Annotated in this window: 23 protein-coding genes; 19 read left to right on the top strand and 4 right to left on the bottom strand. The window is 70.9% G+C overall.

Going from position 1 to position 20,924, the window contains the following annotated elements:
* Positions 1–107 precede the first annotated feature (107 nt).
* From JAV51_RS10630 to JAV51_RS10710, 17 genes are all read left to right on the top strand, one after another.
* Positions 108–1,676, top strand: a complete 1,569-nt coding sequence (locus JAV51_RS10630; protein ID WP_197320538.1) for an AMP-binding protein — start codon at positions 108–110, stop codon at positions 1,674–1,676.
* Positions 1,669–1,917 carry a glutaredoxin family protein gene (locus JAV51_RS10635; RefSeq protein ID WP_197320539.1) on the top strand — a complete coding sequence of 83 codons (249 nt, stop codon included), beginning with the start codon at positions 1,669–1,671 and terminating at the stop codon, positions 1,915–1,917. Before JAV51_RS10630 ends, JAV51_RS10635 begins: the two co-directional genes overlap by 8 nt.
* Positions 1,918–2,108: 191 nt before the next feature.
* Complete coding sequence (locus tag JAV51_RS10640) at positions 2,109–2,915, top strand: redox-sensing transcriptional repressor Rex (protein ID WP_197320540.1); 807 nt, start codon at positions 2,109–2,111, stop codon at positions 2,913–2,915.
* Positions 2,915–4,246, top strand: coding sequence for a glutamyl-tRNA reductase (locus tag JAV51_RS10645; protein ID WP_197320541.1), 1,332 nt, complete (start codon positions 2,915–2,917; stop codon positions 4,244–4,246). Before JAV51_RS10640 ends, JAV51_RS10645 begins: the two co-directional genes overlap by 1 nt.
* Positions 4,230–5,210: a hydroxymethylbilane synthase gene (hemC, locus tag JAV51_RS10650; RefSeq protein ID WP_197320542.1), complete on the top strand. Its 981-nt coding sequence runs from the start codon at positions 4,230–4,232 to the stop codon at positions 5,208–5,210. Before JAV51_RS10645 ends, hemC begins: the two co-directional genes overlap by 17 nt.
* A gap of 73 nt (positions 5,211–5,283) precedes the next feature.
* Positions 5,284–6,819: a bifunctional uroporphyrinogen-III C-methyltransferase/uroporphyrinogen-III synthase gene (locus JAV51_RS10655; RefSeq protein WP_197320543.1), complete on the top strand. Its 1,536-nt coding sequence runs from the start codon at positions 5,284–5,286 to the stop codon at positions 6,817–6,819.
* 125 nt (positions 6,820–6,944) lie between these two features.
* Entirely contained in the window at positions 6,945–7,916 is a 972-nt protein-coding gene (gene hemB, locus JAV51_RS10660) for a porphobilinogen synthase (protein ID WP_197320544.1), read from the top strand.
* Positions 7,917–7,926: 10 nt separating this feature from the next.
* Positions 7,927–8,472 (top strand): hypothetical protein, encoded by a 546-nt coding sequence (locus JAV51_RS10665; protein ID WP_197320545.1) that lies wholly within the window; start codon positions 7,927–7,929, stop codon positions 8,470–8,472.
* Positions 8,469–8,915: a hypothetical protein gene (locus JAV51_RS10670; protein WP_231641936.1), complete on the top strand. Its 447-nt coding sequence runs from the start codon at positions 8,469–8,471 to the stop codon at positions 8,913–8,915. Before JAV51_RS10665 ends, JAV51_RS10670 begins: the two co-directional genes overlap by 4 nt.
* Positions 8,916–8,976: 61 nt before the next feature.
* Positions 8,977–9,333, top strand: a complete 357-nt coding sequence (locus JAV51_RS10675) for a hypothetical protein (protein WP_197320546.1) — start codon at positions 8,977–8,979, stop codon at positions 9,331–9,333.
* Between the two features lie 28 nt (positions 9,334–9,361).
* Positions 9,362–10,666, top strand: a complete 1,305-nt coding sequence (gene hemL, locus JAV51_RS10680) for a glutamate-1-semialdehyde 2,1-aminomutase (RefSeq protein ID WP_197320547.1) — start codon at positions 9,362–9,364, stop codon at positions 10,664–10,666.
* The gene (locus JAV51_RS10685) at positions 10,663–11,313 is read left to right on the top strand and encodes a histidine phosphatase family protein (RefSeq protein ID WP_197320548.1); all 651 of its coding nucleotides are present in this window, start codon (positions 10,663–10,665) and stop codon (positions 11,311–11,313) included. Before hemL ends, JAV51_RS10685 begins: the two co-directional genes overlap by 4 nt.
* Entirely contained in the window at positions 11,310–11,909 is a 600-nt protein-coding gene (locus JAV51_RS10690; protein ID WP_197320549.1) for a TlpA disulfide reductase family protein, read from the top strand. The genes JAV51_RS10685 and JAV51_RS10690 overlap by 4 nt, the downstream gene beginning before the upstream one ends.
* A 114-nt stretch (positions 11,910–12,023) precedes the next feature.
* Positions 12,024–12,797, top strand: a complete 774-nt coding sequence (locus JAV51_RS10695; protein ID WP_197320550.1) for a cytochrome c biogenesis CcdA family protein — start codon at positions 12,024–12,026, stop codon at positions 12,795–12,797.
* Positions 12,794–14,425: a cytochrome c biogenesis protein ResB gene (locus JAV51_RS10700; protein WP_197320551.1), complete on the top strand. Its 1,632-nt coding sequence runs from the start codon at positions 12,794–12,796 to the stop codon at positions 14,423–14,425. The genes JAV51_RS10695 and JAV51_RS10700 overlap by 4 nt, the downstream gene beginning before the upstream one ends.
* Entirely contained in the window at positions 14,425–15,405 is a 981-nt protein-coding gene (gene ccsB, locus JAV51_RS10705) for a c-type cytochrome biogenesis protein CcsB (RefSeq protein WP_197320552.1), read from the top strand. The genes JAV51_RS10700 and ccsB overlap by 1 nt, the downstream gene beginning before the upstream one ends.
* Positions 15,406–15,494: 89 nt before the next feature.
* On the top strand, positions 15,495–16,634 hold the full coding sequence (locus tag JAV51_RS10710; protein ID WP_197320553.1) for a MinD/ParA family protein: 1,140 nt from the start codon (positions 15,495–15,497) through the stop codon (positions 16,632–16,634).
* Between the two features lie 51 nt (positions 16,635–16,685).
* On the opposite strand, the gene JAV51_RS10715 is transcribed toward JAV51_RS10710, so the two are convergent.
* Both JAV51_RS10715 and JAV51_RS10720 read right to left on the bottom strand, forming a co-directional pair.
* Positions 16,686–16,871 carry a hypothetical protein gene (locus tag JAV51_RS10715; RefSeq protein WP_197320554.1) on the bottom strand — a complete coding sequence of 62 codons (186 nt, stop codon included), beginning with the start codon at positions 16,869–16,871 and terminating at the stop codon, positions 16,686–16,688.
* A 137-nt stretch (positions 16,872–17,008) separates the two neighbouring features.
* Positions 17,009–17,218, bottom strand: a complete 210-nt coding sequence (locus JAV51_RS10720) for a BldC family transcriptional regulator (RefSeq protein ID WP_005443050.1) — start codon at positions 17,216–17,218, stop codon at positions 17,009–17,011.
* 154 nt (positions 17,219–17,372) lie between these two features.
* Between JAV51_RS10720 and JAV51_RS10725 the strand changes: the two genes are divergently transcribed.
* Both JAV51_RS10725 and JAV51_RS10730 read left to right on the top strand, forming a co-directional pair.
* Positions 17,373–17,789, top strand: coding sequence for a DUF4229 domain-containing protein (locus JAV51_RS10725; protein WP_307845862.1), 417 nt, complete (start codon positions 17,373–17,375; stop codon positions 17,787–17,789).
* On the top strand, positions 17,786–18,850 hold the full coding sequence (locus JAV51_RS10730; protein WP_197320556.1) for a PLP-dependent cysteine synthase family protein: 1,065 nt from the start codon (positions 17,786–17,788) through the stop codon (positions 18,848–18,850). Before JAV51_RS10725 ends, JAV51_RS10730 begins: the two co-directional genes overlap by 4 nt.
* Before the next feature lie 15 nt (positions 18,851–18,865).
* Here JAV51_RS10730 and JAV51_RS10735 read toward each other — a convergent pair whose 3' ends face one another.
* Both JAV51_RS10735 and menE read right to left on the bottom strand, forming a co-directional pair.
* Entirely contained in the window at positions 18,866–19,741 is an 876-nt protein-coding gene (locus JAV51_RS10735) for a 1,4-dihydroxy-2-naphthoate polyprenyltransferase (protein ID WP_197320557.1), read from the bottom strand.
* Positions 19,742–19,765: 24 nt separating this feature from the next.
* Positions 19,766–20,917, bottom strand: a complete 1,152-nt coding sequence (menE, locus tag JAV51_RS10740; RefSeq protein ID WP_197320558.1) for an o-succinylbenzoate--CoA ligase — start codon at positions 20,915–20,917, stop codon at positions 19,766–19,768.
* Positions 20,918–20,924 lie beyond the last annotated feature (7 nt).

Here is a 20,924-nt window from a genome sequence, read left to right on the forward strand (position 1 = left end):
GAGCATACGTGTTGTTACCGCCAAGTAGGTAGTGGTGTTCTTGTTGCGAATCGGAGACGGCTCCGGTTCGTGTCCGGTTCGCCGGTGCGCGCTGGGACACTCTGGGGATGGGAAAGGGGCAGGTTGTGACGGGTGAGAGCAGCAACGTCAGCGACCTCGTAGCGGAGGCCGCACGCACGCGGCCCGACACGCCCGCGGTGATCGACACCGCAACGGGAATCACCCGGAACTGGCGCGACGTCGAGCTCGCCGTGCGGGCGACGGCTCGGCGACTCCGCGGCGCCGGGGTCGAGCCCGGCGACCGGGTGGGAGTGCGGCTGCCGACGTCCCCGGCGTTCGTCGTGTCCTTCTACGCCGTGCTGCGGGTCGGCGCGATCGCCGTGCCGCTCAACCCGTACGACCCCGACCTGGACACGATCCTCGACCACAGCGGGACCCGCGTGGTCGTCACCGACCGCCCGGTCGAGTCGGCGGCCCAGGTGACGCGGGTCGAGCCGGTGCTGGACGCCCCGAACGCCGGGGACGCCGCGGACGAAGCGGGGAGCGTCGGCACCGACCGCGGCGGGGAGGACATCGCCGCCCTGCTGTACACGTCGGGTACGACGGGTGCGCCGCGTGGCGTGATGCTGTCCCATCGGGCGCTGCTCGCCAACGTCGCGCAACTCAGGTCTGTCACGCCACCGCCGGTAGAGCCGTCCGACCGCGTGTTCGTGGCCGTGCCCATGCACCACGTGTACGGGCTCGGATGTGGGGTGCTCACCGCGACGGCGGCCGGGGCGACCCTGGTCACCGCGCCGCGCTTCGAGGTGCGCACCGCGTTGTCGGACTGCCTGTACCACCGTGTCACCGTGATCCTGGGCGTGCCGGGCATGTACGTCGAGCTGGCGGACAGACCCGCCGACGAGCTCGGCGAACACCTCTCGACGGTGCGACTGCTGCTGTCCGGCGCGGCACCGCTGCGGCCGAGGGTGCTGGCCGACATCCGCGAGGCCACCGGTCTGCCGGTGTACGAGGGCTACGGCATGACGGAGGCGTCCCCGGTGGTCACGTCCACGCTCGTCACCGGCTACGCCAAGCCGGGATCGGCCGGCAGGCCGCTGCCCGGGGTGGAGGTCGCCCTGGTGGACAGCGACGGCAGCGCAAGCGGTGCACCGCTCGATCCGGCGGACCCCGACGACACGTTCGACGACGCTGACGGCACCGGCCTGGTGGCCGTGCGGGGCGCCAACCTGTTCTCGGGCTACTGGCCGGACGGCGCCCACGGGCCCGACGCCGACGGCTGGTTCCGCACCGGTGACGTCGGCTACGTCGACACCGACGGCGACCTGCACCTCGTCGACCGCGCGGGCGACGTCGTGCTGGTCAACGGCTTCAACGTGTACCCGCACGAGGTCGAGGACGTGATCCGGGAACTGCCCCAGGTCCGCGAGGTCGCGATCGTCGCGATGCTCGACGAACGCAGTGGGGAGGCGGTCCGGGCCGTGGTCGTGCCCGAGCCGGGTGCGGCGCTGTCCGAGCAGCAGGTGATCGAGCACTGCGCGGGACGGCTGGCCGGGTACAAGGTGCCCAAGGTGGTGACGTTCGCCGACGAGCTGCCCTACTCGGTGACGGGCAAGGTGAGTCGGGTCGGGCTCCGCGACGCGCACCAGGTGAGTCAGGATGGTGGACATGCCTGAGTCCCAACACACCGTCGTGGTGATGACGCGCGTCGGCTGCCCGGCGTGCGAGCGTGCGGAGCAGGACGTGGAACGCATCTGTGGCGAACTCGGCGTCCCGTGGTCGACGGCCGACGTGGACACCGACCCCGAGTGGCGTGCCGAGTACGGCGACCGGGTCCCGGTGATCCTCGTGGACGACGCCGAGCACGGCTACTGGTCGGTGGACGAGCAACGACTGCGGGCCGCACTCGCGTCGTGAGCGGCGACACCCGTCGAGGGGCCGTCAGGCGGTGGGTGTGTCCTGCGTCAACGTCCCCACCAGCCGCTTTGTGCCTACGTTCACAAGTTGGCTACCGTAGGCCCATCGCCGCGCGGCGCCCGGCATCGAACACCAACGTGCCCGCTCGGTCAAGAGTTGATTTTTTCGCTATCTGGTGACAGGAGTCCAGCGTGGTGGCACAAGGCCGGCGCAATGGGTCCGCACCCGCGCCGAGGCGCGCTCCCGAGGCCGAGAACGAGGTCGACGAGGGAGCCGCGGCCGACGTCGCCGCCACGGGCTCCGGTGGTTCCGCTCACTCCGCCCGGGCGATTCCCGAGGCGGCCGTCGCCCGGCTCGCCGTCTATCTGCGGGTGCTCTCCGCGATGGCGGAGCAGGGTGCCACCACGGTGTCGAGCGAGGAGCTGTCGGCGGCGGCGGGCGTGAACTCCGCCAAGCTGCGCAAGGACTTGTCCTACATCGGGTCCTACGGCACTCGTGGCGTGGGTTACGAGGTGCAGGTCCTGGTGGGGCAGCTCGAACGCATCCTGGGCCTGACCCGTCAGCACAAGGTCGCGGTCGTGGGAATCGGTAACCTCGGTCATGCGTTGGCCAACTATGGCGGCTTCCCCGGACGCGGTTTCCCCGTCGAGGCGCTGTTCGACATCGACCCCGATCTGATCGGTGTACCGGTGGGTGGGGTCCCGGTGTCGCACCTCGACGACATCCCCACGGTGTGTGCCGAGCGAGGCATCTCCATCGGGGTCATCGCGACGCCGCCGACCGCGGCGCAGTCGGTCTGCGACCGGCTGGTGGCCGGCGGAGTGCAGTGCATCCTGAACTTCGCCCCCGTGGTCCTGCAGGTGCCCGAACATGTCGAGGTGCGAAAGGTCGACCTGGCGGTGGAGTTGCAGATCTTGTCCTTCCACGTGGCGCGAAGGGCGGCCGACGAGGCCGGTGCCGCGGGCGCGGACGGAACGAAGGATGTGGTGGTGTCCTGATGAGTGTCCTGGCGATCGGCCTCTCCCATCGGACCGCCGACCTGACGACCCTGGAACGCGCTGCGGTTCCCGCCGCCGAGGTGAGCAAGGTCCTGCACGACCTCCAGCAGGCGGACGACGTGTCCGAGGTCATGCTGCTGTCGACGTGCAACCGCATCGAGGTCTACGCCGTGGTCGAGACCTTCCACGGCGGACTCTCGGGCATCTCCGAGGTGCTGGCCCGGCAGGCGGGTCTGGAACCCGCCCAGCTCTACGACAAGTTCTACGTGCACTACGCGGGTGCGGCCGTGGAGCACGTGTTCTCGGTCGCGTCCGGTCTGGACTCGATGGTCGTCGGTGAGACGCAGATCCTCGGGCAGGTGCGGGCCGCCTACGCCGCCGCCAGGGAGGCGGGGACGGTCGGCAGCACGCTGCACGAGTTGGTGCAGACGACGTTGCGGGTCGGCAAGCGCGTGCACAGCGAGACCGGACTGGACCGGCTCGGGGCATCCGTGGTCTCGGAGGCGCTGGCCGCCGCGGGTGAACTCGCCGGCAAGCGGGCGCTGGTCGTCGGCGCGGGCTCGATGGGCGCGTTGTCGGCGTCCCAGCTACGCAAGGGTGGCGTCGCCTCGATCACCGTGGTCAACCGCACGCCCGAGCGCGCTGCCCGGCTCGCTGCCTCGATCACCGAGCAGGGGGTGCCCGCCACGTCCGCTCCGATGGCCGAGCTGGCCGAGCAGGTCGCGGCGGCCGACGTCGTGGTGGTGTGTACCGGCGCCAAGAACCCCGTGCTCCTCGCCGAGCACGTCGCGCCGCGTGCCGACCGCCCCGTGGTGGTCTGCGACCTGGGGCTGCCCCGCGACGTCGACCCGGCCGTGGAGCAGGTGGCCGGTGTGTCGCTGGTGGACCTGGAGACGGTGCGCCAGCGCATGGCCGACGCCGGGACGGCCACCACGGACAAGCAGCTCGCCAAGGCTTCCGGCATCGTGCTCGACGAGGTGCGCGACTACCTGGCCGGACAGCGCAGCGCGGCGGTGACCCCCACCGTGACGGCGTTGCGCAAGCGGGCGGCCGAGGTGGTGGACGCCGAGCTGTTGCGGCTCGACCGGCGCCTTCCCGACCTCGACGACGCCGTCCGCGACGAACTGGGTCGCACGGTGCGCCGGGTCGTGGACAAGCTCCTGCACGCCCCGACCGTGCGCGTCAAGCAACTCGCCGCCGAGAAGGCCGACACCGACTACGCGAACGCGTTGCGGGAGCTGTTCGGCCTCGACCCGCAGGCACCGACCGTGGTGTCGAGCCCGTCGGTGGCGTCCAAGCACGAGCAGATCGACGGTGAACGAAGTGACTGACACGGCTGACACGCACGTCGGCAAGACCTCCAGGACCCTCCGCATCGGCACCCGCGGCAGCAGGCTCGCGATGTCCCAGACGGGCACGGTCGCCGCGCTGCTGGAGAAGGCGGGGTGGACGGTCGAGCTGGTGCCGGTGTCGACCCCGGGCGACCAGTCGACCGCGCCGATCGCCGAGATCGGGGTGGGGGTCTTCACCTCCGCGCTGCGCCAGGCTCTCCTGGACGGCGAGGTCGACATCGCGGTGCACTCCTTCAAGGACCTGCCCACCGCGCCGCAGCCCGGTATCGCGCTGGCGGCCGTGTCGGAACGAGAGGACCCGCGCGACGCACTGGTGGCGCGTGACGGGCTCACTCTGGGAGAGTTGCCACCGGGTTCCACCGTCGGGACCGGATCGCCTCGGCGGATGACCCAGCTCCGGGCACTCGGCCTCGGCCTGAACGTCGTGCCGATCCGTGGCAACATCGACAGGCGACTCGGCATGGTGGAGTCGGGCGAGCTCGACGCCGTCGTGCTGGCCCGAGCCGGGTTGGCGCGCACCGATCGGCTCGGGCTGATCACCGAGACCCTCGATCCCCTGCAGATGCTGCCCGCACCGGCGCAGGGTGCGTTGGCGGTCGAGACCCGTGTCGACGACGTGGACACCGAGCACCTCGTCCACTCGGTCGTGGATCACGAGCCGACCCGGGTGGCCGTGACGGCGGAGCGGGCGTTGCTCGCGACGCTCGAAGCGGGCTGCAGTGCGCCCGTGGGGGCGTTGGCCGAGGTCGTCGAGGACGTCGACGGTGACGGCACCGTGGTGGAGCGCCTCTCGATGCGGGGTGTCGCCGCCACCGCCGTCGAGGGTGACTCGGTGCGAATCCTGCGCGCGTCGGCGGTCGCGGAGAAGAACGAGGCCGAGGAACTCGGCCGCAGGCTGGCCACCGAGTTGCTCGACCTGGGTGCCGGCGCTCTGGCGCGCTGACGGTTTTCCCGAAGAAGGAAGAACGAACGCTCGGCCGCGACGACCGCGGTCGACGACGAGGAGAGACGACGTAATGACCCGCGCACGCAAGACCACGGGGCGTGTCGCTTTCGTGGGCTCGGGCCCTGGTGACACCGGGCTGTTGACGGTTCGCGCTCAGGAGCTGCTCGCGAAGGCCGACCTCGTGGTGACCGACCCCGACGTACCGTCGGGGGTGCTGGCCTTCGCGAACGCCGACGCCGAGGTGCGCCCCGCCGTCGGTGAGCCCGGCGACGTGGCGAAGGACCTGGCCGCCGAGGCGAAGGCGGGCAGGCTGGTGCTGAGGCTGACGGCCGGTGACCCGCTGACGCAGCAGGCGATCGTCGCCGAGGTGCAGGCGGTGTCGCGGACGAGCGCGGTGTTCGACGTGATCCCGGGCGTGTCGGCGGGCACGGCGGTCCCCGCGTACGCGGGTGTCGCGCTCGGTGGAACACACGTCGAGGTCGACCTTCGGTCCGGCGAGGCCGACTGGGCGAAGCTGGCCGCGACCCCGGGCCCCATCGTGTTGCACGCGACGTCGAGCCACCTCGCGGAGGCGGCGTCGGCGCTGGTCGAGCACGGGTTGTCGGCGCAGACGCCGGTGGCCGTGACGTCCAACGGCACCATCAACACGCAGCGCACGCTCGACTCGACGCTGGCGTCGCTCGCGGCCGACGCGGGTGAGCTCGTGGGCCCGCTGGTGGTCACCATCGGCGAGGCGGTGAGCAACCGGCAGAAGCTGTCGTGGTGGGAGTCGCGTGCCCTCTACGGCTGGAAGGTCCTGGTGCCGCGCACCAAGGAGCAGGCCGGTGACATGGCCGAGCGCCTGCGCAGCCACGGTGCGACGTCGCACGAGGTGCCCACGATCTCGGTGGAGCCGCCGCGCAGCCCGGCGCAGATGGAGCGCGCGGTGAAGGGCCTGGTCGACGGCCGTTACCAGTGGATCGTGTTCACCTCGGCCAACGCCGTGCGGGCCGTGTGGGAGAAGTTCGCCGAGTTCGGTCTCGACGCGCGGGCGTTCTCCGGTGTGAAGATCGCCTGCGTCGGCGAGTCGACCGCCGACAAGGTGCGGTCGTTCGGCATCATCCCGGAGCTGGTGCCCAAGGGCGAGCAGTCGAGCGAGGGGCTGCTGGAGGAGTTCCCGCCCTACGACGACGTGCTCGACCCGGTCAACCGCGTGCTGCTGCCGCGGGCCGACATCGCCACGGAGACGCTGTCGGCGGGTCTGCAGGAGCGTGGCTGGGAGGTCGACGACGTCACGGCCTACCGCACGGTCCGGGCCGCTCCGCCGCCCGCCGAGACCCGCGAGATGATCAAGACCGGTGGGTTCGACGCGGTGTGCTTCACCTCGTCGTCCACGGTCCGCAACCTGGTCGGCATCGCGGGCAAGCCGCACGCGCGCACGCTCGTGGCGTGCATCGGCCCGAAGACGGCTGAGACGGCCACCGAGTTCGGGCTCCGCGTGGACGTGCGGCCCGAGCGGCCGAACGCCGTGGAGCTGGTCGACGCGCTCGCCGAGCACGCCGCGCGACTGCGTGCCGAGGGCGCGCTGCCGCCGCCGCGCAAGGCCAAGCGCACGCGCCGTTCCTGACGGCCGACGTCCCGAGTTCGACCGAGAGCCACTCGCCTGCCCGGCGGGTGGCTCTCGTCGTTCGTGAGCAGGGCCGCGTCCCGAGCCACGGCCGGTCGTGCGTACCCGCGAGTAGGCTCGGGAGGGTGTTTCCCGAGCATCGTCCCCGTCGGTTGCGCACCACTCCCGCCATGCGACGGCTGGTGAGTGAGACCACGCTGCGCCCGCGTCAGTTGATCCTGCCCCTGTTCGTCGCCGAGGGCGCGTCGCAGCCCCGGCCCATTTCGAGCATGCCGGGCGTCGTCCAGCACACCCGTGACACGCTGCGCAAGGCCGCCGTCGAGGCCGTGGAGGCCGGAGTCGGAGGGCTCATGCTGTTCGGCGTCCCCGAGACCCGGGACGCGGAGGGCAGCGCCGCCACCGACCCGGACGGCATCCTCAATGTCGCGTTGCGCGACCTGCGGGCCGAGCTCGGCGACTCGACCGTGCTCATGGCCGACACGTGTCTGGACGAGTTCACCGACCACGGTCACTGCGGAGTGCTCGACGCCTCCGGCGTGGTGGACAACGACGCCACGCTGGAGCGCTACGCCGACATGGCGGTCGCGCAGGCCGAGGCCGGGGCGCACCTGCTCGGCCCGAGCGGAATGATGGACGGCCAGGTCGGGGTCATCCGGCGGGCGCTGGACGACGCGGGGTACACCGACACCGGCATCCTCGCCTACTCGGCCAAGTACGCGAGCGCGTTCTACGGCCCCTTCCGCGAGGCGGTCGACTCCCAGCTCCAGGGCGACCGCAACACCTACCAGCAAGATCCCGGCAATGCGCGGGAGGCGTTGCGGGAGATCGAGCTGGACGTGGCCGAGGGCGCCGACGCTGTGATGGTGAAGCCCGCGCTCGCCTACCTCGACGTCGTGCGGGCCGCGGCGGAGGCGTCGCCGGTGCCGGTGGCCGCCTACAACATCTCCGGCGAGTACGCGATGGTCGAGGGCGCCGCCGCCAACGGCTGGATCGAGCGGGAGCGCACGATCCTGGAGGTGCTCACCTCGATCCGCAGGGCCGGTGCCGATCTGATCCTCACGTACTGGGCGGCTGAAGCGGCTGCCTGGCTGGACTAGGCTCGCGGCTGTGACTGAACCAGGCGAATCGGACGGCGCGTCGAAGCGTCGCGAGTCGGACGACGAACGCCGGGCCAAGGGGTTGCCGCCCGAGCCGGGTGGGGCCGGTCGGACGGTGACGCCGCCGACCCCGGTGACGGTGGCTTTCTGGCTGTACGTGGTGGGTGGCCTGCTGCTCGTGGCCGCGTTCGGCTTCACGCTCACGCAGCAGGAGACCGTGTCGAACGCGTTGATCGAGCTGAACACCAACGACGGCCTCGACGAGGAACAGATCCGCACCGGGGTGACCACCCTGCTGTGGACGATGTTCGTCGCCGCCGTGGCGTTCGCGATCCTGTTCGCGCTGTTCGGGTGGAAGGCGCGGGAGGGGGCGCGGTCGGCCCGCACGATCCTCACGGTCCTCGCCGCGATCACGCTGCTCATCCAGCTTCTGCTGTTCCCGACCAGCGTTCCCATCCTCGTCGCGGCGTTCCTGACGGTGGTGGCCACGGCCCTGCTCTACCTGCCGAGCGTCACCGACTACTTCCCACGGCCGGGCGGGGGCGGATTGCGCTGAACCCGGCGGAGGACGTCCGTTACCACGAGCCCGGCGCGAGTCGCTGGCCGCTGACGTGGGGGCCCGCGTTCGCGCTCGTCGGCTACCTGCTCGAATTGCTCTCCGGAGCCCCGGCCAACGCGGTGTTGTGGGCCGGGGTGGGCGTCGGGTTGTTCCTGGCGACGGCGTTGTGGGTCCACGCTCGTCGCCGGTTTCTCAGCGTCCGCGTCACGGCCACCGAGCTGTGGCAGGGCGGTGAGCGCGTGGCCGTCGAGGACGTCGCCGCGGTGGAGGACGACGAGGCCCCGCCGGGCACCAGGGTGCTCGGCGGCGGATTCGACGTGCCCCGCAAGTTCACCGGGGTCCCGTTGCGGCTGACCGACGACACGCTGGTGCTCGCGTGGGCCCGCGACGGCGATGCACTGAGGGACGCCCTGCGGGCGAGCCTGGCCGACCGTGCCTGAGGCCTGCCTGACCGCGCACGACCCGACCGCGCACGACCGCCGACGTGAGAGACTGCCCGCCGTGACCGACGCTGCCGAATCCCTCACCACGCCCGGGTTTGGTGTCCCCGTCGACCACCTGCACCAGCCGTGGCGGCTCGTGGTGGCGGCGGTCGAGCTGGTGTTCGTCGTGGCGGCAGGCTGGGCGGCTGTCTGGTGCTGGAGTTCGGCCACCGTCGACGTGAGGGTGCGGTCGGGCGACGGGGAGTTGCTGGTGTCGCACGTGTACCAGGGCGAGTGGGTCGGTCTGGCGTTCGTCGCGGCGGCGGTGGCGGGGGTGCTGCTCGTGGACGCGTCACGGCAGGTCGTGCTCGGAGTGCGGACGCGGCGGCGTCGGAGGCGACGTGCATCGCACCAGGCCCGGCCGGCCGACACCTGACGAAGTCGGTTTTGCGAGACTGGGAGACGTGACAGGAGCAGTCGAGCAGTCCAAGTCCTGGTTCGAGCGGGCCGCCGCCGTCACGCCGGGCGGGGTGAACTCCCCGGTGAGGGCCTTCGCGGCGGTCGGTGGTACTCCGCGGTTCATGGTCCGTGGTGACGGTGCCTACCTGTGGGACGCCGACGGCAACCGCTACGTCGATCTCGTGTCCTCGTGGGGACCGATGATCCTCGGCCACGCGCACCCCGAGGTGGTGGAGGCCACACGCCGGGCGGCCTCGTCCGGGCTGTCGTTCGGTACGCCGACGTCGGGTGAGGTGGAGCTCGCCGAGGAGATCGCGCGCCGTGTGGAGCCCGTGGAGCGGGTGCGGCTCGTGAACTCCGGGACCGAGGCCACGATGAGCGCGATCCGGCTGGCTCGCGGCTTCACCGGGCGCAGCAAGATCATCAAGTTCGCCGGGTGCTACCACGGACACGTCGACGCGCTGCTCGCTCAGGCGGGTTCGGGCGTCGCCACGCTCGGGCTGCCGACCTCGCCGGGTGTCACGGGTGCCCAGGCGGCGGACACGCTCGTGCTCCCCTACAACGACCTCGACGCCGTCCGCGCGGCGTTCGCCGAGAACCCCGACTCCATCGCGGCCGTGATCACCGAGGCGGCGGCGGGCAACATGGGTGCCGTTGCCCCGCTCGACGGCTTCAACGCCGGGTTGCGCGAGCTGGCGCACGAGCACGGCGCGCTGCTGATCATGGACGAGGTCATGACCGGCTTTCGCGTCTCCGCCGCCGGCTGGTACGGCCGCGAGGGCGTCGCCGGTGACCTCTACACGTTCGGCAAGGTCATGTCGGGCGGGCTGCCCGCCGCCGCGTTCGGCGGTCGCGCCGACGTCATGGAACGCCTCGCGCCGACCGGCCCCGTGTACCAGGCGGGCACGCTGTCGGGGAACCCCGTGGCGGTCGCGGCGGGCCTCACCACGCTCAAGCTCGCGGGCGAGTCCACCTACCGCGCGCTCGACCGCAACGCCGAGCGACTCGGCGACCTGCTGGGGCGGGCGTTGTCCGACGCGGGTGTCGCCCACACCGTCTCGTACGCGGGCAATTTGGTCAGCGTGTTCTTCACCGAGACGCCGGTGCGCGACTACGAGTCGGCCGCCGCCTCGGAGACGTGGCGCTTCAAGCCGTTCTTCCACGCGCTGCTGGAGGCGGGCGTGTACCCGCCGCCGAGCGCGTTCGAGGCATGGTTCGTCAACGCCGCCATGGACGACGCCGCGTTCGAGATCATCGAGGCGGCCCTGCCGAAGGCCGCTCAGGCCGCTGCCGCGGCGGAGCGCCCATGAGCCGCCCCATCGGTCGAGGGACCCGCACCGTCGTCCATCTGCTGCGCCACGGCGAGGTGCACAACCCCGAAGGTGTGCTGTACGGCCGGATGCCCGGGTACCGGCTCTCCGCCCGGGGACGCGAACAGGCGCTGCTCGTGGCGGAGGCGCTGACCTCGCACGACCTCGCCCACGTCGTCGCCTCGCCGTTGGAGCGGGCGCAGGAGACGGCCGCTCCCGTCGCGGCGGCACACCGCCTCGACGTGGCCACCGACGAACGCCTCATCGAGGCCGACAACCAGTTCGAGGGCCTGAAGGTGAGCGTCGGCGACGGCGCGTTGCGTGAGCCCAGGCACTGGCCGAAGCTGCGCAACCCCTTGCTGCCGTCGTGGGGCGAGCCGTACCTGGAGATCGCCCATCGCATGCTGGGTGCCGTGCACGCCGCCAGGGCGGCGGCCGAGGGGCAGGAAGCGCTCTGCGTGTCGCACCAGCTCCCGATCTGGACGCTGCGCCGGTACCTGGAAGGCAAGCGGCTGTGGCACGACCCGCGCCGGCGGCAGTGTTCGCTCGCCTCGCTCACCAGCCTTGTGTTCGAGGACGAACAGCTGGTGGACATCGTCTACAGCGAACCGGCGGGCAGGACCGACCCGAAGGTGACCGGAGCATGAGTTCACGCACGCGCAAGGTCGTCGCCGCGGCGTTCGCCGCGCTGGCGGTGCTCACCGGCTGCACCACCGGCGACGACGCGGTGGTCAGCGGCGGTGGCGAATTCAGCTTCGTCGCACCCGGTGGCCAGAGCGACATCTACTACGAGGGCGAGCAGCGTCAGCAGCTGCCCGAGGTGGCGGGCGAGGACCTGTTCGAGGAGGGCAAGCGCATCGCCGCGTCGGACTACGAGGGAAAGGTCGTCGTCATCAACCTCTGGGGCCAGTGGTGCGGCCCGTGCCGCACGGAGGCGCCCGAGCTGCAGGAGCTCTACGACGACACCAAGGACGACGGTGTCGTGGTGCTGGGCATCGACGTGCGCGACCACGACCGGTCGGCGCCGCAGGACTTCATGCGCGACCGCGGGCTCACCTACCCGTCGATCTACGATCCGTCGGGGCGGTCGCTGGTGAACCTGTCCGGCTACCCGCGCAGCTTCGTGCCGTCGACCATCGTCGTGGACCGGGAGGGCCGGGTCGCGGCGGTGTTCCTGCGGGCACTGCTCGCCGACGACCTGCGTCCGCTGATCGACCGGTTGGTGGCGGAGAAGGCGTCCTGACAGGGTGTGCCGGACTTCGCTGACCTCGGCTGAGTCCGGCAATCCGGTCATCCAGCTCACTCGCCGTACCAGCCAGTGGGCTTCACGGGAACCACATTCCCTACGCTGAGGCGCGTGAATGCGGTAACCGAGCTGGCGGCCTCCGGGCCGCTGCTGCTCGCCGCGGGACTGTCGCTGCTCGCGGGAGCGATCTCGTTCGCCTCGCCCTGCGTGGTCCCGCTCGTGCCCGGCTACCTCGCCTACCTCGCAGCACTGGTGGGCGCCGACGCGCCCGCCGTGAGCGCCGACGAGGGGCGCAAGAAGGGGCGACTCGCCGTCGTCGGTGCGGCCGCGCTGTTCGTGCTCGGGTTCACCGTGGTGTTCGCCGCGAGCGTCGGCGGCCTGGTGTGGCTGGCCGACGCCCTCTGGGTCAACGAGGACTTGTTCCAGCGCATCGGCGGTGTGGTGATCATCGCGATGGCGTTCGTGTTCCTCGGTTTCTTCCCGGCTCTGCAGCGCGACGCCCGCATCCACCGGGTGCCGAAGATGGGTGTCTGGGGTGCTCCGGTGCTCGGGGCGGTGTTCGGGCTGGGCTGGACGCCCTGTATCGGCCCGACGCTGTCCGGCGTGCTCATGCTGGCCACGGCGAGCGGCGCCACGGGCGTGCGAGGGCTGTTTCTCGTCCTGCTGTACTGCCTGGGGCTGGGCCTGCCGTTCATCCTGCTGGCCGCGGGAGCGCGATGGGCCGTCGGCGCCGCCGACTGGCTGCGCCGCCACGGCCGCACGGTGCAGATCGTCGGTGGGGCGATGCTGCTCGTCGTCGGTGTCCTCCTCGTGACGGGCCTGTGGGCCGAGCTCACGGGCTGGATGCGGGACGCCTTCATCTCGGACGTGGTGATGCCGCTGTGAGCCAGACGACCACCGAACCACCGGAGACACCGCGTCCGGTCTACCGGCAGACGCCGCTGCGTCGGGGCTGGGCGTTCGTGCGGAACACGTGGCGTGGGCTGACGTCCATGCGCACCGCGTTGGTGCTGCTGTTCCTGCTGGCGTTGGCCGCCCTGCCGGGGGCGCTGCTGCCGCAGTGGGATCTCAACGCGCAGAAGACCGAGGAGTACATCGCCGAGCACGGTTGGTGGGGCGAGCTGCTCGACCGGCTGCAGTTCTTCGACGTCTACTCCAGCCCGTGGTTCTCGGCCATCTACCTGCTGCTCATGGTGTCGCTCGTCGGGTGCCTCGTGCCGAGGACGGGCGACTACCTCCGCGCCATGCGCGCGGGTCCGGTGTTGACGCCGAGGAACCTGGCGCGGCTGCCGCACCACGTCAGGGCCGAGATCGAGGCCGACCCGGACACGGTGCTGGGCGAGGTGCGCCGCAGGCTGCGCGGCTGGCGGGTCGTCGAGCGGACGGAGGCCGACGGGGTCCGCACCATCAGCGCCGAGCGCGGTTACCTGCGGGAGACCGGGAACCTGCTCTTCCACTTCGGCATGCTGGGCCTGATCGCCACGTTCGCGCTCGGCGCGATGTACTCGTACGAGGGCCAGGTGATCGTCCACGCCAACGGGCACGAGTTCTGCAACTCCGGTGTCTTCGCCTACGACTCGTTCAACCCGGGCCTGCAGGTCGACGGCACCCAGCTCTCGCCGTTCTGCGTGAAGGTCAACGCCTTCGAGGCGGAGTACACCGACGTCGGGCAGCCCGTCAGTTACGAGGCCGACATCCAGTACCAGTCCGGCGAGGACCTGACCACGGGCACGTGGCGCGACCATCACCTGGAGGTCAACGAGCCGCTGCGCACGGCGGGCGACCGCGTCTACCTGCTCGGCCACGGGTACGCGCCGACGTTCACGGTGACCTGGCCGGACGGCGAGACGCGGACGCAGACCGTGCAGTGGCGGCCCACCGACACGACGACGATGCTCTCGCAGGGGGCGACGAAGTTCGACCCGCCCGGGATCACCGACTCGGCGGAGCGCCGGAAGAACCAGCTCGCGATCACGGGGCTGTTCGCGCCCACGGCGTTGTTGCACGGCAACATCCTGTCGTCGTCCTATCCGGAGCTCACCGATCCGGCCGTGGCGGTCGACGTCATGCGTGGGGAGCTGGGAGTCGACTCCGGACGTTCGCAGTCGATCTTCGAGATCGACCAGCGCATGGTCGACTCCGGACGACTGGAGCGGGTGGCCCGCGAGAACCTCAAGGTCGGTGAGAGCATCACGCTCGACGACGGCACCGAGATCAGCTTCGACGGTGTTCGGCGGTGGGTGTCGTTGCAGGTCTCGCACGATCCGACGCAGGGCTGGATGCTCGCCTTCGCCATCGTGATGTTCGCCGGGCTGGGCGCGTCGTTGGCGGTGAAACGCCGCCGGTTCTGGGCGCGCGTGTCTCCGGCCGCCGACTCCGGCGACGGGGATGTCCGACGCTCTGTAGTAGAGTTGGGCGGGCTCGCCCGCACCGACCAAGCCGGGTACGGCGAGGAGTTCACCGCGCTCTCGCGGGACATCCTCGACCTCACGCAGGACAGAAAGGCACGCTGATGCCGGTGAACGAGACGCTGTCTCAGTACAGCGACTGGTCGTACACCACCTCGGTCGTGGTGTACGTGCTGGCGATGATTTTCTTCCTCGTCGAACAGGCATTCGGCAAGCGCGGTGTGCAGGCCGCCGAACGCACGAGGCAGAAGGAGTTCGCCGGCGTGGGGGGCGGCTCGACGGCGACCGCGTCGACCTCGGACACTGCCACCGGGGCGCGGCAGGCCCGGACCCGCACCGAGCGCATCGGTCGCATGGGTGTGGCCCTCACCGTCCTCGGCGTCGGTCTGCACCTCGCGGCACTGGTGCTCCGCGGGCTGGCCACCAGCCGGTTCCCGCTGGGCAACATGTACGAGTACATCACCGCGATCACTCTCGTCACCGTGGTCGCGTGGCTGGTGATGATGGCCCGGCACCCCATTCGTCACCTGTCGTCCTTCGTGCTGCTGCCCGTGGTCATCCTCATGTTCGTCGGCGGCACGCTGCTCTACGCCGTCGCGGCTCCGGTGCAGCCCGCGTTGCAGTCCTACTGGCTCGTGATCCACGTGACCGCCGCCGCCGTGGGCTCGGGCATCTTCCTCGTGCCGGGCGTGGCGAGCATCCTGTACCTGATCCGGTCGGCCTATGACCGGGACCCGGTGAAGTTCGGCAAGCTGGCGCCGAAGCTGCCGAGCGCCGACGTGCTCGACCGGGTCGCCTACCGGACCACCGTCTTCGCGTTCCCCGTGTTCACTTTCGGCATCCTGTGCGGTGCCGTGTGGGCCGAGGCCGCTTGGGGTCGGTTCTGGGGCTGGGACCCGAAGGAGACCGTCGCGTTCGTCGCGTGGGTCATCTACGCCGCCTACCTGCACTCGCGGGCGACCGCGGGGTGGCGAGGCACGCGCGCCGCGACGATCAACGTCGTCGGCTTCGCGGCCACCGTGTTCAACCTGTTCTTCGTCAACCTCGTGTCGACCGGACTTCACTCGTATGCCGGAGTCGGCTGACGTACCTGTTCAGGGGCGGTTACCGTCTTCCGTGTGACGCGTGAGGGGGACGTTGGTCCACCCAGCCAACCCATCGGAGGACTGACGCGGTGACCACACCCAACGAACCCGGCGTGCCGGATCATCCGCTCTATTCCGAGGCGAGCACGGACTCGACACCTCACCCGACGGCCTGGCAACAGGGACCGTCCGGTCCGTGGCAGGCGCCGATGCCGCCCGTCGTACCGAACACCCAGCACGGAGTGTCGGTGCCGGGAGGATTGCCCGCACCGCAGTACCCGGTGACCGGTCCGCAGCCGGCGGGATTCGACGGGGCGCAGTTCGTGCGCAAGCCGAAGCGCGAGCCCAGGTCGGGGTGGCGCAGGGCCGTCTACGTGGCAACCGGGAAGCTCGTGAACCCGGGTGAGGGCCCCGCCGACCGCCACCACAGGGAGCTGGTGTCGCGGGTGAACCAGCCGCTGCGCGGCTGCTACCGGATCGCGATGCTGAGCCTGAAGGGCGGCGTGGGCAAGACCACCATGACCACCACGCTCGGCTCGACGTTCGCGTCGTTGCGCGGCGACCGCGTGATCGCCGTGGACGCCAACCCCGACACCGGCACGCTCGCGCAGAAGATCCCGATCGAGACCACGGCGACGGTGCGTCACCTGCTGCGCGACGCCGACCGCATCGCCCGTTACAGCGACGTCCGGGCCTATACGTCGCAGGGGCCGAGCAGACTGGAGGTGCTGGCGTCGGACGCCGACCCCGCCGTCTCCGAGGCGTTCTCCGAGCACGACTACCTTCGCGTGTTGTCGGTGCTGGAGCGGTTCTACAACGTCGTGCTCACCGACTGTGGCACCGGACTGATGCACTCGGCGATGAAGGGCGTGCTCGACTCCGCGGACGCGCTCGTGGTGGTCTCGTCCAGTTCGTTGGACGGCGCGCGCAGCGCCTCCGCCACGCTCGACTGGTTGGAGGCCCACGGCTACGGCGACCTGGTGTCCCGCTCGGTCGCGGTGATCAACTCAGTGCGGCCCCGGACGGGTTCGGTGGACATCGACCGGCTGACCGCCCACTTCGCGGCACGCGTGCGCGGGGTGGCGAGAATTCCGTTCGACCCGCACCTGGAGGAAGGCGCCGAGATCGAGCTCGACCGCCTGTCGAAGGAGACCCGGTCGGCTCTGCTCGAACTGGCCGCGACCATCGCCGACGGCTTCGACGCGCCGGGACGGCCGTTGCCGAGCTGAACCCGCATACGGACGCTCCCGGGGCTCGGAAGCGGCGCCGGGAGCGCGGGATCAACTGGAGGACTCGTCGTCCTTGTTCTTCTTCTGCTGCTCGGAGAGACGACGAAGGAACTCGGGATCGTCGTCGGGCGCAAGGGGTTTCTGCTGGGCGGTCACCCCGACACGTTCGGCGCCGAGCATGCGCCACAGGAGGACAGCGACAGTGGCGGCGCCGATCGCCGCGAGCAGGTAGATCATGCTCGCTCCCTTCGGTGTGTCGCGCAGATGACCCACACTACTGCACCCGAGATTAACCCTTTTGTCCATTGCGCTGTCCGGGGTGTCCTTCGCAAGGCAGGGGACCGGATGGCAGACGAAGGACACCCCGAAGGGGGTCAGTTCCGGGGGCGTTCACTCGCGTCCGTGGTCAGCTCGGCCAGCAGCTGATTGACCTCGGACTCGCGGAAACGGCGATGTCCCCCAGGGGTGCGGATCGATCCGATACGACCCGCAGTCGCCCATCGCGTCACCGTCTTCGGGTCCACTCGGAACAATGCGGCGACTTCGCCCGGCGTCAGAAGCCGGCCTCCAGTGCTCGCGGTCACTCTTCGCCTCCTTCACTACTCGGAGGTCACAATCGTGTCACTTCACCCTGCGAGTACTCGAACGGTTGTCCGAGGGTAAAGAGGTAGTAAGGGACAAACGGTGCTGTTCGGGCGTCGGACGGGTGGCCGAGGACACGGCGTAGCCTCGGACGATGTGAGCGACCGCCGATCCGACACGCTTGTTCGTGACCTCAGCCTGTACGTGCTCGCCCGGTTCGCGCTGGTGGCGGTGATCGCGGCGATTCTCGTGGCGCTGCAGGTCCCGCTCCTCGTCGGCCTCGTCATCGGGCTCGTCGTGGGGCTTCCCCTCGGCCTGTTGCTGTTCCGATCCCTGAACGCGCGCGTGACCGAGGGGCTCGCCGTGCGCAACGAGCACCGGGCCCGCGAACGCGCCCGGCTGCGGGCAGAGCTTCGCGGGGAGCAGTGGGAGGCCGGCTCCGACGACACCTCCGGGTCGGACACGGGCACGGAAGGCTCCGGCACCACGGAGCAGACCGAGCAGCAGGAACAGCAGGAGCCGCCGTCGCCCGAGGACGGCGCCGACGGTGAGCGCGCGGAGGGCGGTCGATGAACGACGCCTGGGTGCGGGAGGCCGTCCGCATCATCGAGGCCGACGCCAACCGCAGCGCCGACACCCACCTGCACGTGTTCCCGCTGCCTCCGGAGTGGGGGATCGACCTCTACCTCAAGGACGAGTCCGTGCACCCGACGGGCTCGCTGAAGCACCGACTCGCGAGGTCGTTGCTGCTCTACGGTCTGGTCAACGGGCGCATCGGGCCGGACACGGTTCTCGTGGAGGCCTCCAGCGGCTCGACAGCCGTGTCGGAGGCGTACTTCGCCCGTATGCTCGGTCTGCCGTTCGTCACGGTGGTGCCGCGCAAGACGAGCCGGGAGAAGATCGAGCTCATCGAGTTCTACGGCGGACGGTGCCATTTCGTCGACCGGCCGCCGGACATGTACACGGAGGCCGAGCGGCTCGCGGCGGAGTGCGGCGGCCACTATCTCGACCAGTTCACCTACGCCGAGCGGGCCACCGACTGGCGTGGGAACAACAACATCGCCGAGTCGGTGTTCAACCAGCTTCGCGCGGAGCGGCATCCCGTGCCGTCGTGGATCGTGGTCGGTGCGGGTACCGGGGGTACGAGCGCGACGTTCGGGCGGTACGTCCGCTACCGCAGGTACGACACGAAGATCGCCGTGGTCGACCCGGAGAACTCCGCGTTCTACTGGGCCTGGCGGACGGGCGCGCGGGACTACCAGACGGGTCAGCCGTCGCGGATCGAAGGAATCGGGCGGCCTCGCGTCGAGCCGTCGTTCGTGCCCGAGGTGATCGACGAGATGATCCAGGTGCCGGACGCGGGGTCGCTCGCGGCGATCCGCTTCCTCCGCAGCCACACCGGTCACTGGGCGGGTGGCTCGACCGGTACCAACCTCTACGGCGCATTCACCCTGATCTCGCGCATGCTCGCCAGGGGCGAGCGTGGCAGCGTGGTGACGTTGCTCTGTGACGGCGGCGAACGCTACGCCGGGACCTACTACGACGACGCGTGGCTGGCCGAACGGGGACTCGACGTCGAGCCCCACCTTGCGGCGTTCGAGAAGTTCCTGAACACGGGCGTCTTCCCCGGGTGAGTCGGGGCGGCCGGTTCAGCCCGCGAACGCGAGCGCGGCGCCCGTGAGGATCGCCCAGGCGAGCATGGCGAAACCGGTGTCGCGAAGCACCGGGATGAGCTGCAGCCCGGTGCTGCCGGACAGCACGGTGCGGACCGGGGCGATCAGCAACGCCACCGTGGCGAGCCCCACCAGGGCCACCGGATGGGCCACCCCCAGCGCGATCGTCACCAGCAGCGGCACCACCACGAGCACGGCGTAGAAGCGGCGAGTGCCGGAGTCGCCGAGCCGGACGGCCAGGGTGATCTTGCCTGCCACGCGGTCGGTCGGGATGTCCCGGAGGTTGTTGGCCACGAGCACCGCCATCGACAGGCAGCCGACGGCCACGGCACAGCCCAGCGCCTCCCAGCTCACACGCTCTGCCTGTACGTACACGGTGCCGAGCACGGCGGCGAGGCCGAAGAACACGAACACGGCGACCTCGCCGAACCCGGCGTAGCCGTAGGGGCGCGACCCGCCGGTGTAGAACCACGCGCCGGCGATGCAGGCGGCCCCGACCAGGAGCAACCACCACTGTCCGGTGACGGCGACGAGCACGAGGCCCAGCACTCCGGCCACCGCGAACGAGGTGAGTGCTGCGGCGAGGACGGCCTTCGCCGACGCGGCGCCCGAGCCGACGAGGCGCAGCGGGCCGACGCGGTCGGAGTCGGTGCCCTTGACGCCGTCGGAGTAGTCGTTGGCGAAGTTGACGCCCACGATCAGCGCGAGGGCGACGAGCAGCGCCAGCAGCGAACGCCACCACGACAGCGCGTCGAGCTGGGCCGCGACTCCCACCCCGGCCAGCACGGGTGCGACGGCGTTCGGCAGGGTGCGGGGTCGGGCGCCCTCGATCCACTCAGCGACGGTTGCCATGCGCCTCATTCTTCGACATGGGCGCTAGGCGTGATCGACGTGGCCGAGCAGAAGGCGGCGCAGGGCACTGCGGTCGACCTTGCCGGGACCGATGAGCGGGAGTTCGTCCACCACCGACACCTGCTTCGGGGTGGCGGCGGCGCCGAGTTCGGCCCGGACGGTCTCCCGGAGCGCGTCGACGGCGACGTCGTCGCTGGTGGAGACCACGGCGGCGACCCGTTGGCCCCACTCCGGATCGGGCAGGCCGACGACACCGGCGGCGCGGACCGCGGGGTGCCGCAGGAGCGCGTCCTCCACCTGGCGGGCGGGCACCTTCACGCCCCCGGTGTTGATCATGTCGTCGACGCGGCCGAGCACCTGCAACCGGCCGTCGTCGCTCCAGCGGCCGACGTCGCTCGTGCGGAACCAGCCGTCGACGAACGCCTCGGCCGTCGCCTGCGCATCGAGGTGGTAGCCGTGGGCGAGCACCGGCCCGGACACCTCGATACGGTCGTCCGCACCGAGCCGGACCCGCACCCCGTCGAGCGGGACGCCGTCGTAGACGCACCCACTGGCCGTCTCGCTCATGCCGTACGAGGGCACGAGCGAGACACCCGCCGCCTCGGCCCGCCGACGCAGTGCGTCGGGGCAGGCCGCACCTCCGAGGACGATCGCGTCGAACCGCGCGACCTCCGCGCACCCCGCGTCGAGCAGCCGCGCGAGCTGGGTCGGGACCAACGCCGTGTAGTGCGGTCCGGAAGCGGACAGGACCTCGCGGGCGGCGTCGGCGAAGGCGTCGGGGCGGAACCCTCGGCTCAGGTCGACGACCCCGGGCGTGGTGCCCGCGAGGTGTGATCGCACGAGCACCTGGAGGCCGCCGATGTAGCCCGGCGGCGTGGCGAGCAACCACCGGCCCGCTCCGCCGAGTCGGGCGTGGGTGGCGTGGGCGGAGGCGAGCAGCGCTCGGGCGGACAGCAGAGTGCCCTTCGGGCGTCCGGTCGAGCCCGACGTGGTGATGATCACCGCGGTGTCGGGTTCCACCGGTTCGTCGGGACGCATCGCGGCACGCACGGACTCCGCCGCCGGATTGCGGGGGTCCAGGGGCAGCACGGCGGGACCGCCGTCGAGCGCGGCGAGCACGGCGCGGGTCAGTTCGGCCACCGACTCCGCGCTGCCGTCCGAGGCGATCACGCGCATGCTTCAC

The sequence above is a fragment of the Saccharomonospora sp. NB11 genome, from assembly GCF_015910535.1.
Classification (GTDB): domain Bacteria; phylum Actinomycetota; class Actinomycetes; order Mycobacteriales; family Pseudonocardiaceae; genus Saccharomonospora.